At 33.7% G+C, this 15,756-nt stretch carries 10 protein-coding genes; 1 reads left to right on the top strand and 9 read right to left on the bottom strand.

From position 1 onward, the window contains the following. Position 1 precedes the first annotated feature (1 nt). The 5 genes from UXY25_RS06860 to UXY25_RS06840 all read right to left on the bottom strand — a co-directional run bounded on the left by UXY25_RS06860 (position 2) and on the right by UXY25_RS06840 (position 5,790). Complete coding sequence (locus tag UXY25_RS06860; protein ID WP_320815265.1) at positions 2-1,759, bottom strand: aromatic amino acid hydroxylase; 1,758 nt, start codon at positions 1,757-1,759, stop codon at positions 2-4. Positions 1,760-1,834: 75 nt separating this feature from the next. Beyond that, a complete protein-coding gene (locus tag UXY25_RS06855) occupies positions 1,835-2,866 on the bottom strand; it encodes a DUF6340 family protein (protein ID WP_320815264.1) in 1,032 nt (343 codons plus the stop codon). Positions 2,867-2,923: 57 nt separating this feature from the next. Further along, positions 2,924-3,442: a DUF4136 domain-containing protein gene (locus tag UXY25_RS06850; RefSeq protein ID WP_320815263.1), complete on the bottom strand. Its 519-nt coding sequence runs from the start codon at positions 3,440-3,442 to the stop codon at positions 2,924-2,926. 53 nt (positions 3,443-3,495) lie between these two features. Beyond that, the gene (locus UXY25_RS06845) at positions 3,496-5,481 is read right to left on the bottom strand and encodes a urocanate hydratase (protein WP_320815262.1); all 1,986 of its coding nucleotides are present in this window, start codon (positions 5,479-5,481) and stop codon (positions 3,496-3,498) included. Positions 5,482-5,613: 132 nt separating this feature from the next. Further along, positions 5,614-5,790, bottom strand: coding sequence for a DUF5522 domain-containing protein (locus UXY25_RS06840; protein ID WP_320815261.1), 177 nt, complete (start codon positions 5,788-5,790; stop codon positions 5,614-5,616). A 126-nt stretch (positions 5,791-5,916) separates the two neighbouring features. Here UXY25_RS06840 and UXY25_RS06835 point away from each other — a divergent pair, with 126 nt between their 5' ends. Next, positions 5,917-6,243: a hypothetical protein gene (locus UXY25_RS06835; RefSeq protein ID WP_320815260.1), complete on the top strand. Its 327-nt coding sequence runs from the start codon at positions 5,917-5,919 to the stop codon at positions 6,241-6,243. Between the two features lie 3 nt (positions 6,244-6,246). Here the strand turns inward: UXY25_RS06835 and UXY25_RS06830 are convergent, their stop codons facing one another. The 4 genes from UXY25_RS06830 to UXY25_RS06815 form a co-directional block, all read right to left on the bottom strand. Next, positions 6,247-6,933 carry a hypothetical protein gene (locus tag UXY25_RS06830; protein ID WP_320815259.1) on the bottom strand — a complete coding sequence of 229 codons (687 nt, stop codon included), beginning with the start codon at positions 6,931-6,933 and terminating at the stop codon, positions 6,247-6,249. Between the two features lie 163 nt (positions 6,934-7,096). Further along, the gene (locus UXY25_RS06825) at positions 7,097-8,443 is read right to left on the bottom strand and encodes a tail fiber domain-containing protein (RefSeq protein WP_320815258.1); all 1,347 of its coding nucleotides are present in this window, start codon (positions 8,441-8,443) and stop codon (positions 7,097-7,099) included. A 168-nt stretch (positions 8,444-8,611) separates the two neighbouring features. Next, positions 8,612-10,165: a hypothetical protein gene (locus UXY25_RS06820; protein WP_320815257.1), complete on the bottom strand. Its 1,554-nt coding sequence runs from the start codon at positions 10,163-10,165 to the stop codon at positions 8,612-8,614. A 135-nt stretch (positions 10,166-10,300) separates the two neighbouring features. Further along, positions 10,301-15,643: a GEVED domain-containing protein gene (locus UXY25_RS06815; RefSeq protein ID WP_320815256.1), complete on the bottom strand. Its 5,343-nt coding sequence runs from the start codon at positions 15,641-15,643 to the stop codon at positions 10,301-10,303. Positions 15,644-15,756: the final 113 nt, after the last annotated feature.

Below are 15,756 nucleotides of genomic sequence, written 5' to 3'. Positions count from 1 at the left end.
TTTATATTTTCTCTGTTTCCAAGATCAACTCTAAGCCATTAGTAATAAGTTTTGAAACTCCTGGTCGCTTAGTTTTTAAATCATTTAAATGAACAATAACGTCTTCTAATAATGAGTTGTTATTTGACTCTTTACAGAGTTCTGCAATTTCTACAGATAATAACCAATCGTTTGGATGATTTGTTTTTACTTTTTCAAAAATTGTATTTAGTGTTAAGCCAGAAACTTGATTTCCTCTAATTTCTCGCACACTATTATACAGGCCTTCCAATTCTATTCTAGCATCAGAAAATTTAGGTTTAATAGTTGTAGAGGAAGATACATGTGTAATTAAATCAAAACTATTTACGTCTGCAGGTCCTGAATAAGCAGAAATTACATCTTTACCTACAGCCATATCGTAAATCCCCCATTCAGGGCTAAATAATATGTTTTCTCCTTGGGTTACAGTACAGTTTTTGAATTTTATAAGTAATATTTTACCGTGTAAATTTCTAGTTCCTGTAACAATTTCTCCACTTACTTTTATATTGCCTTCAAATTCTAAAGTAACTATTTTCTCTTCATAAATATCATAAGCCTTTAAATCTCTAGGCCCCATGTCTTCAATAGCAATGTTTATTCCTTTTAGTTTTCCAATAGGAGAACCAAATCCATCAGCATGATATTCTGTACCATGACTAACCAATTCTTTTTCTCTATAAGATAAAGCTGTTTTTCCGGTTGTTTGTACATAAACAGATTTTCCTTCATGCTCAATTACATTTGTAAAAACTCCAGAAATTTGTAAACCTGTGCTCAATTCAATTGTACCTAATGCTTTTGAGTCAATTAATTTTTTGACACTTTTTGGGCCTCCTGTGCGAATTGCCATTGTATTAGCAAATTCTTCTAATACTGAACTTAAATGTGCAAAATCGGGAGTAACATATAGTTGAGGTTGAGGTTTTGTAATGTCGAAACTTTGCTGTGCAGCACTAATATCGTAAGGTATTTTCTTTACATTGTCAGTCATGCATCCTTCACTTTCTCCAATTGAAGAAAGTAATCCTGCTCCATAAATTTTAGGATTTTCAACAGTTCCAATTAAACCGTATTCTACTGTCCACCAGTGTAAATTTCTTATTTGTGCCATTTCTGACATTTCTCCCATATTATTTTGAAGATATTCAACTTGCGCTTCTGCTTTATCAATTTCTTCTTGCGGAGTCCCTTCTGCTTCTTTTAAAATAGATAACAATCGAATCGCTTCATACATTTCAAAATCGTGTGATGAAGAGATAGCTTTACAGCCAATTTCTCCAAAACGACGTAAGTATTCAGCATATTCTGGATTGGCTATAATAGGAGCGTGGCCAGCACCTTCGTGAATAATGTCTGGTGCAGGGGTGTATTCTATGTGTTCTAATTGGCGAATGTCTGAAGCAATTACTAAAACATTATATGCTTGAAACTCCATAAATGCATTAGGTGGAATAAATCCATCTACTGCAACTGCAGCCCAGCCTATTTCTTTTAGAATTCGATTCATTCCATACATATTTGGAATATTATCAATTTCTAGTCCGGTTTTTTGCAAACCTTCTAAGTAAGAATTATGTGCAACTTTTGAAAGATAATCTACATTTTTACGCATTACATATCTCCATACTGCTTGATTAATAGGAGTGTAGTCGCTATAATCTTGCGGTTTGATAAATTGCTTAAGATGACTTGGAAGTCTGTCTATTAATGGATTGCTTTCAATTGCCGTATTCATAATATAAAGTATTGCTTGATGTTGTAAAAATACAAAATGTTTAGAGAGATTACAATGTAATTCTAATCAGTATTTTTATATTTTTTCAGCTTCTAGTATTTTGTTTTTATTGACTCTGTTTTTTAGGATTTTCGCATATTGCAATCCTTCTTTAATATTAAATTCTGAATATGATTTAGAAGCCCAATTTATCGCTGCGTCTAAATCATTATTAATTTCACTTATTATGGCCATATTATAGTAGGCTCTTCCAGCAATTTTAGAATCTTTATTCATTGTTTCTTTTTTCCAAAGTTCGCCAGCTCCATCCCAATCTCCAGTTTGAGCTTTTCTTTGTGCAATTTTGAAGTTGTTATTTCCTTTTATAAAATATAAACGTCTTTCTCTTATAGTGTAAGGTAGCAATTGATTACCATATTGTAATCCGTTATTTTTACTAATTCTGTTTACTTCATCTTTTCTATTTACAATCGTTTCATAAGCTTTTACAGGATTTATCCCATTTCCAGAAACTATAAAATTATTAGAAGTTATGTATTCATCTGAAACTTGTTTGTTGATGTTGTCATAAAGTCTCCAGCCAGTTTTAATTAATGTGTTGATAATAACTTGATGTTCAATTATAGGTATTTTAATTCCAAAAGTATTTACTTTTTGATTTGTTGCTGTTTTGTAATTAATTGTTGCATCTGTATCATAAAATGAAAGTTCATAAAGAGCTTCAATATTATATTTAGAACATATTTTGGCAATATCTTCACTTTTTAATAAAGGTGAAAATCGGTCAATTCCGTATTCTTTAAAAATAAGACTATCAATTTGAACGACATTTATAAATCGATCATTTTTTTTTAAAGATTCTTGTAATCCTTTTAAAGATTCTTCTGCACCATTTTTATCTAAATTCTTTTCTTCAGCTGTGAGAATTTTATCTAGAACATCAAATTTATTGTATTTAACTGAAGGTTGACTGCGATTAATAATACCAATTTTTTTGACTTCTTTCGAAAGATATACAGTAGAAGGCTGGTTTACACTTAGTGTTAACGTACTTGTTGCGCTACATGAAGCTAATAATATTGATAATAAAAAGTATATTTTTTTCATAAGATTTGTTTTAATAAAAAAAACCGTAACGTTATGTTACGGCTATAAATTTAGATTTTATTTTTTAGTTGGAGGATATTGTTCTAATATTTTGCTGACAAAAAGTTGAATCCTTTCATCTTTTTTATTAGTATCTTTTGTTAAATAACCACTTCCTTCGCCTTGCCAAACTAATTCTTTAGTTTTTGCATCAATTAAATCAATAAACAAAACACCTTCAGGAGTTGTTGATATATTGGTATAATTCATTCCCCAATATGGGTTCCATCCCCATCCAAAACCATATGAATTATATACATCTACACGTTGTTTTTCTTTTGTAAAGATGCTAATTAATAAATCTGGATTATTGTTTTTTGTAAAGCCTTTTGTAGCCATAACATCATCTATAGAGTATAGAATTCTTTTTTTATCTAAATCAGATATTTCAACTTTATCAACACCGCTTTTTAAGAAAGCATAGGTTTTATAATTTTCGAAATTTACTTTTTTATCATAATCTGAATTAACTCTTACTGAGCTGCAAGAAGCTAAAATAAAAAAAGCCAGTACTGGAATTAGTTTGATTGTTTTCATAGCATTTAATTTATTTAGGTTAGTGTTTAATAAGCTAATACCAACCTATTAAACTATAATAATGATTCGTCTACTATATTAGGGATGGTTACTTTTAATAAAGGTTGCGTTTCCATTGCTCTTTTTATAGCAAAAACTGCTCCTTCATTTCTAGCCCAACTTCTTCTTGAAATTCCGTTGTTTACATCCCAAAAAAGCATTGACGCTAAGCGTCTTGACGACTCTTTACTACCATCAAGAACCATACCAAAACCGCCATTAATTACTTCGCCCCAACCAACGCCACCGCCATTATGAATTGAAACCCAAGTGGCTCCTCTAAAGCTATCGCCAATCACATTTTGTATTGCCATATCAGCTGTAAAACGAGAACCATCATAAATATTTGACGTTTCTCTATATGGTGAATCTGTTCCTGAAACATCATGATGGTCTCTTCCTAAAACTACGGTTCCAATTTCTCCATTGGCAATTGCTTTGTTGAATGCTTCTGCAATTTTAACTCTTCCTTCAGCATCTGCGTATAAAATTCGTGCTTGTGAGCCTACGACTAATTTATTTTCTTGTGCGCCTTTAATCCATTGGATATTATCGGCCATTTGTTGTTGGATTTCTTCAGGAGAATTTTTTTTCATTTCTTCCAAAACATCACAAGCAATTTTATCTGTCTTTGCTAAATCTTCAGGTTTACCAGAAGCACAAACCCATCTAAAGGGTCCAAACCCATAATCGAAACACATTGGTCCCATGATATCTTGTACATAACTTGGGTATTTGAATTCTTTACCTAAAGTTGGATTTTTCGACATAACATCAGCTCCAGCACGAGAAGCTTCAAGTAAGAAAGCATTTCCGTAATCGAAGAAATATGTCCCTTTTGCCGTGTGTCTATTTATTGCATCTGCATGTTGACAAAGTGTTCTTTGCACTTCTTTTTTAAATCGTTCAGGATTATCTGCCATCATTTCATTCGCTTCTTCAAAAGATAATTGAGTAGGGTAGTAGCCACCTGCCCAAGGATTATGAAGTGAAGTTTGATCTGAGCCTAAATCAATATGTAAATTTTCTTCATCAAAACGTTCCCAAACGTCAACTACATTTCCTAAATAGGCAATTGAAATAATTTCTTTGTTGTCTAATGCTTTACGAACACGAGCAACTAGTAAATTGATATCTTCTACAACTTCGTTAATCCAGCCTTGTTCGTGACGAATTTTTGTAATTTTTGGGTTCACTTCTGCACAAACCGTTACACAACCTGCAATATTTCCTGCTTTTGGTTGCGCTCCACTCATTCCGCCTAATCCAGAAGTTACAAATAAACCTCCAGAAGGGGATTTTTTAATTTTTCTAAATCCGTTTAAAACCGTGATTGTTGTTCCGTGAACAATTCCTTGTGGTCCAATGTACATATAACTTCCTGCAGTCATTTGTCCATATTGTGAAACGCCTAAAGCATTCATTTTTTCCCAATCATCTGGCTGAGAGTAATTAGGAATAACCATTCCGTTTGTGACCACAACTCTTGGTGCTTCTTTATGTGATGGGAATAATCCCATAGGATGTCCTGAGTACATCGTTAACGTTTGCTCATCTGTCATTTCAGACAAGTATTGCATTGTCAATAAATATTGCGCCCAATTGCTAAAAACGGCTCCATTTCCACCATAAGTGATTAGCTCATGCGGATGTTGTGCCACCGCATAATCCAAATTGTTTTGAATCATAAGCATGATTGCTTTTGCTTGTTCACTTTTTCCTGGATATTCTGAAATGGGACGTGCCTTCATTTCGTAATCTGGACGGAAACGATACATATAGATACGTCCGTATTTTTCTAATTCTTCTTTAAATTCTGGTATTAAAATAGCATGGTGTTTTGCTTCAAAATAGCGTAAAGCATTTTTTAAAGCCAATATTTTTTCTTCAGCAGAAAGAATTTCTTTACGCTTTGGTGCGTGATTTATATTTAATTCGTAGGCTTTAACTTGTGGTAAAACAGAAGGAATACCTTGTTGTATTTGTTCTTTGAAAGTCATTTTTGTTGTTTTTTAAATTCGTTTGTATTCTTTTTTTCTCTTGAATTAAGAGAAAACTAGGGATAACGAATATCTGACCTATGGTAGGATTTGTAAATTTTGATTTTATATTGAAATGATTGTATGTCCATTTTACTTTTTTAGTGCTCCCGTTCTTTTATCGTATCCATACGGGCAATGGCGGCATCCACTTTTGCAACAATAACCTCTTTTTAAATGATATTTTTCAGTAAAACACTTATATCCTTCGGGCGTGTAATAGAAATCTTCACCTTCTTTTAAATTATTTGGATTTAATTGTTCATTCATAGCTACAAATCGACTTAAAAATAAGTATTTTTATATTTCTTTCAAAAATAATTATTTTTATCTAAGATTACTTCTTTCCTTAGGCTAAATAATATATTAAAGAAGAAATTTAGCAACTTTGTAAATATGATTGTCTTAGTTTTTAAATATTTATTACCAAAAGGGTATAGAGGTATTACTTTATTTCCGTTTATTATTTTTTCGGATACTAATTCTAAAAATAATTTGGTTTTATTGAACCATGAAAAAATTCACATAAGACAACAATTGGAATTGTTAATAATTCCTTTTTATATGTGGTATGGATTGGAATTTTTAGTGCGTTATTTCCAATATAAAAACTGGAATTTAGCGTATAAAAATATTTCTTTTGAGCGTGAAGCATATGCAAACGAAAAAGACCTTAACTATTTAAAGAAAAGGTCTTTTTGGGAGTTTTATAAATTTTTGTAGAAATTAATCTAAAATTGTCATGTAGCTTGTATAGTTAGTTTTGTCAATTGTAAATCCATCTCCATTATTTATACCACCATTTCTTCCTCGAAGCTTTATTGTAACAGATACTCCTGGTGTTACTGTGATAGGGAAATTTGCAGCGGTTATTGAAGCTGCACCTGCAGAACCTGTTACGTCATCTGAAACTCCTGTTAAACTCAAAAAATTAGCAATATTCGTAGCTCCTCTTGAAACTCCTACAGAGAACCATGTAAGAGGATCTATTCCAGATGTTAATGGGTTATAACCTGTAATTGAAAAAGATAAATAAACTACAGAATGTCTTGGTGTAAATGTAATTGTTGCACCTGTAATATCAATTAAAGAAGTATTTGTAATATTTTGTGTCCCACTAGGTAAAACTACGCTTTGCATATTATCGCCATAAATATACCTTACTTTGATGTCACCATTTGAATCGCTATATAAGGCTTTACTAGTTGTAGATGCACCTGTTGCTAATTCTCCTGGATTTGTTCCGCCTGCTGTAACAGCACAATCATCAATGCGTAATGTTTGTAAACCTGGGTTTGTTCCACTAATATGTAGCATTTGTTGTGGGTTAGTTGTTCCAATTCCCACTTGTGCAGTAACTATATTGGCAAATAGGCCTATAACTAATGTTAATACTATTTTATTCGTTTTCATAATTTGTTAGATTTGAGCGCGAATATATAAATATTATTCAAAATATAACAATTGAGGTATTAAATGTGTAAAAAAAAACTATTGATTTTTTGCCTTGTAGGAAAAAAAGACCTTAACTATTTAAAGAAAAGGTCTTTTGGAAGTTTTATAAATTTTGTAGAATTTATTTTTTTTCTAATTTTTCAATTCTTGCTTCAAGAGATTTGATTATTTCTTGTTGCTCTTTTATAGCTTGAGTTAATAACGGAATTAATTGATCGTAATTAACTGCTTTAATTTGCATTGTTTTTTCTTGTTCATTCTTTAAACTTGGATTTTCCTCAATTTGTTTTTTTGTATATGTTGGAAAGTCAAGTGATAATTCTGTTTGATTAACAATATTTGGTAATGTCTCTTCAAGATCTTGAGCTATAAATCCCATTTGAGTACCTCTTTCTAAACCTGCTTTTTTAAATTTATCTTCGTCCCATCTGAAATCATAAGTTTTTGGGCTTAATTTTTCAATGATTTCTAAAGCATTTTTTAGAGGTTTAATATTTTTTTTCAATTGTTTATCAGATGGTTGAAAATAAGCCCCAGTAGAATATGTCCTTCCTGTAGCGTATAATGCGTATCCTGTCAATGTAGATTCCACGCCATAAACTCCTCTGTATCCATTTGTTACGCTCGAGTTCTCACTGATTCCAACTACTCCATACCCTCTACCTGATGTATCAAAGCCACTTACCCCTGTTGCTCTATTAGTAGCTGTTCCAAAAACATTTGCCTCAACTCCTCTTCCTCCGTCATTATCTTCAGCATATAGTCCAACTCCATCTGAAGTATAACCATTAATAGCATAAGTTAAGCCGTTGCCGTTATCTCCGTTTGTTACTGCAGTAGGAATCCATGTTGTATTACCGTATACAACAACTTTATCAATACCATAATAAAAGGCATCTTCTCCAATAATTGTTCTTCCTTCTACTGTTAATCCACCAGGTTGTGCAACTGAATTTCCTCCAGTAAATGTGTTTCCAATGATTGTATTTCCTTTTACCTCTAATGTAGCATCAGTAGGGTTTGGTTCTCCAATACCTACTTTTCCATTACTTTTAATTCTTATTTTTTCAGTATTATTAGTTCTAATAACTAATGGTTGAGCATCTGTAGTTCCTAAAAAATTTGTTGCTGGAGCTGTACCAGCATTACCAGTTAATGTCCAGTCATTATTTGTACCTGTAGTCATTCTTACCCACAAAGTACCATTCCAATAATAAAATCCTGGTGTTACTTGGTTTGCACCAACTGCTGAAGTAAAAGTATTATAAACTAGTTCAGAAGTTGTTGGAGTTATTACAGTTGCTACATTAGTCGCAGATAAAGCAATTCTTGGAATCAATAAGCCGTCGTTTGTTGAAGTGATGTCTAAAGCTCCAGCTGGAGTAGTGGTCCCTACACCTACTTGTGCTATACTAAAATTAGCTAATAAGCTAATTGTAAGTGCTATAATTATTTTTTTCGTTTTCATAATTTGTTAGATTTGAGCGCGAATATATAAATAATATTTAAAATATAACAATTGAGGGATAAAATGTGTAATAAATGTTAATAAGTAATATTTTTTTAAAATATTTATAATAGAAAAGCTTCTTTTGAGAACAAAAGAAGCTTTTCTAGAATTTATAATTGGTTTATTTTACTTTTTAGAAGTTGTTTTAGGCTCTTGTAAAGGTTTTGGTCCGTATGGTAGTCTCAAATCTTGATAATGTGAAGTAATATTCCCATTTTGGTCTACAGAGTCAGCTCTGTTTCCAACAATGTGCCATGAAAAAGAAATGTTGTTATTTCCGCCATTAAGTTCTTTTACTTTAAAACCATCCTTTGTTTTTTCAGTTACAAAAACACCATTACATTCTCCTTCTAATTGAATAAATACTTTTAATGGGTGACTTTCATCAATCTTTAATGATTTAGAAACTATTTTGTCTAATTCAATGAAAGCTTCTCCGTTCTGTAATTTTCCTATTCCATAATCTTCAAATAAAACTTCAGGAGCTTCAGGACAAAACATAACTCTTGGATAAAAATCTTCATCAGGAATTAAAGTTGAAACAACTCCATTTCCTACAATTTTATAATCTGTTCCACCTGTTGCTGTAGCATCATTATTGTGATTGTATTTTAATGCTACATATGAATATGTTTGAGCTGCTATACCACTTACAAAATATCCACCATAAAGGATTCTTCTTGAAGAACCGCCTAGTGGAGTAATGATTTGTTCGTCTTTTCCTGCTATTTGTGCAAATGCACTTGAATTCATAGTTGCTGGGTTGTTGTCTGAGTCTAAAGTAAAATATCCTCCAGCATGTCCATTGTGTGCAGAATTATTTGGAGCACCATTACCTGTAATGCCACTTACTCCATAACTATTTGTACCAGAACCTGCAACTCCAGCTCCAAGAGTAGGAAAAACACCACCTAAACCATTAGTAGCTCCTATGACTGCACATCCAGTGGCATGCGCATTTCTTCCCCAAAAAGCATTTGCAATTCCGTCATTAGCTGAACTTGCAATACCATCATTTGTTCCAGCTCCAGTTATTGTTAATTGTGAGAAAGTTGTCCCTGCTGAGTTAATACCTAAAGTTCCACCACTTAATATTCTTGCTCTTTCAAGACCATTTGTAGAAAGGTTTAAAACATCTGCACCTGAACTAAAAAGTCCTGTGTCTTGATCTCCTTGAAATGAATATACTGGTAAAGCTGCAGTACCTAAAGCGAAAGACTGTAGTTGACCATTATTTGCATTAGAAATTTGCCAACGATCAATATTATTAGTCTTTATTCTTAAGCCATTTGCATCTGTTGTTCCTAAAAAGTTTGTGCCAGCCGTTGTACCACTATTACCAGTTAAAGACCAGTCTAATCCACCAGGTGAACCTGCAAAAGCAACCCATCTTGTTCCATTCCAAAAGTATAAACCAGGTGCAACATTATTAGGAGACGTACCTGCTGTAGCTGTATTCCAAACAGTAGTTCCGGCAATAATTGACCCTCCTTGCGGATTAATAACAGGGGCTTCAATAATAGTAGAAGTTAGTGATACTCTTGGCGGAATTAATCCTGTTGTACTTGAACTAATATCTAATGCTCCTTGTGGTGTTGTAGTTCCAACTCCAACTTGGGCAAAAGTTATTGTGCAAATTGATAAGGTAAGTAGTGCTGTGAAAAAATATTTTTTTATCATAATTATATATTTACGGAATTTATTTGGTAAATATAATTTTATGATACATTTCTGTTTTACGTATTAATTGTATTTTTTGTTAAAAAAAAGCCCAGCTAATAGCTGGGCTTTTTTAAAGAAAAATCTTAATCAAATTTAAAAAATAACTTTTCGATTAATTATAGTTCCATTTTCTAATTCAATTTTTACTAATAAAGTAGAGTTGCTCTTTTGTAATGTATTAAAGTTATACTCATTTGTGTTTAAATTGTCTTTTATGCTAATTAATCTTCCAATAACATCATGTATCGTTATAGATTTAATAGAATTTGTAGTTGATAATATAGTTAAAATATCATTTGAAATAACAAAAATATTATTTTCAATTTCTTCATTATCTAATTTATTGTCTTTAAATCTTAGAATGAATCTATTATTAATATTACCTGCTGTAGTCATGAAGTGATAAGGCATGTCTCTAAGATTATGAATTATGTTAATTTCTAAATCTTCAAGATAAATGTTTTGTGTTGTGTTTTCAAACAAGCCATCTAATTCACTTATAGCAATACTGTATAATCCGTCTTCAGGAATTTTAACACCTAAATTAACTTTGTCATTATCGTCGAATGGCAAAGCCCTTCCTTGAATTGCCATTGGTTCATTTCCAATCAATGAATAGAAATTTTGACTAGGTTTATAATCAGTAAAAGAGTCATATAAATAATCTTCGGCTTGTGTTGCACCTGATACATATCCAACAAGTATTCTGTTTACAGCTCCTGTAGGGTTAACTAAATCTAGCCATATTCTATTTTGTTCTATGCTATTCTCTTTGTTTTGTAGATCTCCATTTTTGTAGAATTGATTGTTCGCAAAAGTAGCACTTCGCATCGAGTTATTGAAAGTGACAGAACTAGATCCGGCAGATCCAGCACTCATAAGGACCATAAATCCTTGTCCTGCACCAATTTTGTAATCTCCAGGGCCACTAGTTGCGCCTGTTAAATTTATAGTTATGTAATCAGAAGGGTAGTAGTTTGTTTCAAAGTCTTGGTAAAAAGGGTCAGTCACATTGGTAGGTAATTGACCGTGCGTCCAAATTCGAACACCACCAACTATATCACTGTTTGCTGGTAAAGTTAAAAATTCATTTACGCCTAGAGCAGATGGATATGGATTTCCTACAAGATTCCAGTTATCATCTGTAATTGTTCTAGGTATTCCTTGGGTCCCAAGAGTAGTATAATCTGTACCTCTATAAATTGTTGGTGAAAACGTACCATTATTAGGAACCCCAATAAAATTAGCTGTTAAAGCACTTGGCGCAGCATTGCTATAGCCTGAAGGTGCGCGTAGAATGTACCCTTTCGCAGGTATCATATTTTCAGATGTGTTTATCCAGTTTCCTTGTCCTCCATTAGCATTCATCGATGTGGTTCCCCATTCGAATATAAAACCTGCAGGGGTAAGAGGAGAAATATTTTGTACAGGGAAACTTCCTACTGGCGAAGACCAATAAGAGTAATCTTGTAATCTTACATTAGTAATACGTTCCATGTTCATGTTTCCTGTATTTGCTACATTGTTGACTTGAACTAAACTTGAGCTATTTTGTAAATTTAAAATACCAGTTGTTCCGATGTTAACCCAATCTGTAATGGTTACTGAGTTATCTGTATTAACGGTTAAATTAGCATTATTTTGAATGCTCATGTTTAAACCCAATCCATTATATCCAGTACCAGATATTATAGGATCATTCAAAACATTCGGAATTACTACACAATCAAGAGCGGTAGGTTTTCCAACCGGAGCCCAATTGTTATCATTGTCCCAGTCCGTATCAACTGAACCATTCCAAACTTTAGCTCCGTTTACAGTTACTGTTGTCTCTTCTAATTCAGTTATAGTTGATCCGTCACAAAGTGTATAAGTTACTTCTGCAGTATAAGTAGTTGTTGAAGTTGGGCATACATTTATTACATCTGTTGTCCCAATAGCAGGGCCTGAAACACCTGATCCTTCATACCATTGAAGTGAAGTAATAGAAGTTCCATTTGGAACAAAACGCCAAGCTTCATTAGTTGATGTCCAGTTTGCGTCTAATCCATTTCTCCCTGGAGCAACTGTTGCTATTGTACCATTTGCATTTTGAATACCCACTATTGCATTTCCATCGTTCCATGTTCCTGCACCAAAATTATCAATATTTTTTTCCTGTATATATACTTCAATTATATTTGAATTTTCATACAATACCATCATTCCAGTATAAAGAATTACATTTTCATCAAACATTGGTACATTTGACCATGATGCAACTAAAGCCCTACATCCTGAAGGAAGTGTTATTAATTCCCATCCCACTTCACCGCCTGCTCCTGGATCAATGTCGTGAAATACCCCAAAAATTGAGTTTTCAACTAATGCATCGTGGCCACTTATAGGTAAACTTCCTGGATTTGTAGAATCAAATTCCCATTCACAATATCCTCCAGGGCTGTTATTTACAGATGTGTCAAAAGTAATAATACCATTAGACCCAATTAAACATTGATTATATGAATTTCCATAAAAACAAAAGTCAAATGGTAAATTTATTATTGGTGACCAAATATCATCTGTATTAACACTTACAGGGTTTGCTAAGCCACTAAAGCTAAAAGGAGGATTGTATTGAATAGGTTCAATTATATAGTTGGAAGTGTCTCCTAAATCTAAATATGTAGCTTCTAGGTCAACGCATGTTGAAGCATCAGTACAATTAAATGGAGCTGGGTCAGCGCCATTTAAGCCTAATCCACCAGATATAACACTTGGACATCCAGTTTCTACATCGCTAACTTCCATAGTTGTAAATATTCCTGTTGATGAAGTACCGGTTTGACTACTATTTGTACATGTTACTAATAATTGCCAATGTACCAATCCACTTGCAGGTGCAGTAGCTGAATAATCAGAATATGTACTTGAAGAAGCTCCGGCATTAGTCCATACAGTTCCTCCATCTGTACTAAATTGCCATTGATAAGTTAGGTTTGATGCATAAGAATATCCTGTCGACGATACTGTATATGCGCTTCCCGGCCAACTTGTGTTAGGTGTAGTTGTTACTGTTCCTCCATTTGGTGTGCCACTACAAGCTGCAGGAACTAATACTGTAATTGTATAATCTTCAGCTTCTCCATATGCAAAACTACCACAAGCAGGAGCAGGATTACTTAAATAAGCATTCCTAATTCTCATTCTGTAGTTTCCTGGAGGTGTTCCTCCCGGTATAGTAACAGTTCCTAGAGCTGCAGGTGTTGCTAAATAATCAGTAGAAATTACTGTTTCGCCAGCGTCGTTGAAATCAAGGTCGTTATTCCAATCTACCCAAACAGTATATCCGTAAGTGCTTGAGGGATGAGTAGCTGTAATGTTAAAGCTTAATCCTGCATCTTGAGAAACAACCATTGCAGTGTAGTTTGCATATCCTCCGGCAGTAAATCCAGTAGGCGTATTGTTTATGTTAGCAACACCTCCTGTTGTAGTTATGCCGCTAATGTAATAAGTTGTATTAGATGAATTAGTAGCAGCGCAATAACCAGTAGTTGCTGAACCAGTTGTATATGTACTCCAGCATCCATTGTTTGCTCTTATTCTATAATAATATGTTGTATTTGCTGTTAGTCCAGTTAAATTATATGTTATAGTTGGATCATTTATTGTGAATGGCGATCCTGGAACATTTGCTGTGTATCCTGCATCAGTTGTAACTTGTAATTGATAAGTAACAGCATTTGCTCCTCCACCTATTGAAGAAGTCCATGAAAAATTTATTGAATTTATAGTAGAACTTGTTGAAGCAGGGGATGGAGTAACTGGACATGTAACTGCATTTCCGGTTAATGCTCCAGCTGCATTATATAAAGGTCCTCCGGAACAATTTGTGTTATTGTAAGCGTATATGTAATAATAATACTGAGTGTTACCTGACAATCCATTACCTATAATAGTAGTGGAAGTGCTTGATTGAATAAAGCTAAGGCCTGTTCCTAGTGTTCCTATGTTTCCATTATTATAAATTACCCCGTTAACTGGTTGAGAGGGTGGAGTTGCCGATGTTGATCTTATTACAAGATAAGAGTCAGCTGTTCCTGAAAAAGTAGCCGGAAACGCTGTTGATGTAATTGTTCCTGAAGTAAAACCATTTGCTTGAGCTACTGGTGTAGTACATGGTGGATCAGTTGAAATACATATGTCAAATGTGCTGTTTTGTCCACTTGTACTGGTCCAAGAATAAATTTGAAGATAATAAGTGTTACCAATTGTCAATCCTGAAACAATACTTGTATTAGGATCAGAACACAATATGGCAGCTCCAAGTGTGCCGCAAGAGCCAGCGTAAACAGCGTGGTATAAATCAGTTGTACTTCCAGCAACGTTTAATAATTCAATATGATGCGTTGTAGAAGTAGCTACAAAGCTGAACCAAACATCATCATCATCTGTTCCTCCACAAGTACTGCCTGTTACTCCAGAATCTGTTGCGCCAAATAAAGTGCCAGAAGTTGTTGCGGTACATGTTCTTGTTGGGTTTACAGTTACGTTAACAGCACCTGAACAATTGTCGTTAGCAATTGGAGCGGTACATGTTCTTGAAATGGTAAATGTTCCTGTAGTTGAACCAAAAGTAGAGTAGTCCGCAATATATACGTAATAGTTAGTTCCTATAGTTGTTGTAAAAGTATAAGATTCGGTTCCTGCTGTGAAGCCAGAGTCTTGACATGTTATATTTGTAAGGCTTCCACAAGTGCCGCTTGAAATAGACATTTCATGGTCAAAACCAGAGCCGGCTGTTGATGAAATGGTTGTCAGTTGACCGTCTCCAACAAAGGTGTACCAAGTACCATAGTTACTCATAGAACATCCAGTTCCATGTGCGGGTGTTCCAGGTGATCCAACTGTTGTTCCTGCTAAAGATGTAGTAGCACATGGTAAACTGTCTGCAGTTGCACAAGTAAAGTTTGTTGAAGGAGGGGCAACGCTTGTGACACAAACACTCGTCAATGCCAAATCACTATTTCTTGTGTTTCCTACTGCAATATAATATGTTCCATTTGCTAGATTAGTTGCTGTTATTGTTTCGGTTTGAGCGCCATTTGTAGCGTCTACATCTTGACACGCTATATTTGTTAATGAACCACATGTTCCGGAAAATAAACCAAGAGCTAAATTTCTTGCGCCAGATTGAGCTGTTATTGTTACCGTTTGCGGGCCAGAACTAACAGTGAAAGAATAGTATTCAGATCTTTGCCAACCTGTGCAAGTTGGTGGAAATTCTGTAGTTCCATTAATTGTTCCAGCACCACAAGTTCCATTAATTGTAAGTGGGGTTGCTGTAGCACAAGTGTTTCCTTGTGAGAATAGATTAGTAGTAAAAAGAAATAACAATAATGTTATGAAATTTTTTACATGTAGGTTTTGTCTTTTGGTTAATAGAGTATTATTCATTTTGTAGTTGTATAAAGTAAACACGGCTGTTAATTTAATCTGAATTACAAATATATTTTTTTTTATCACTTTACGGCTATTTTCTTGATAAGTTGTTAATAAATACCGACCTT

The sequence above is a fragment of the Flavobacterium sp. genome (genome assembly GCF_034111225.1).
Classification (GTDB): Bacteria; Bacteroidota; Bacteroidia; order Flavobacteriales; family Flavobacteriaceae; genus Flavobacterium.
This window is presented reverse-complemented; position numbering and strand designations above follow the sequence as displayed.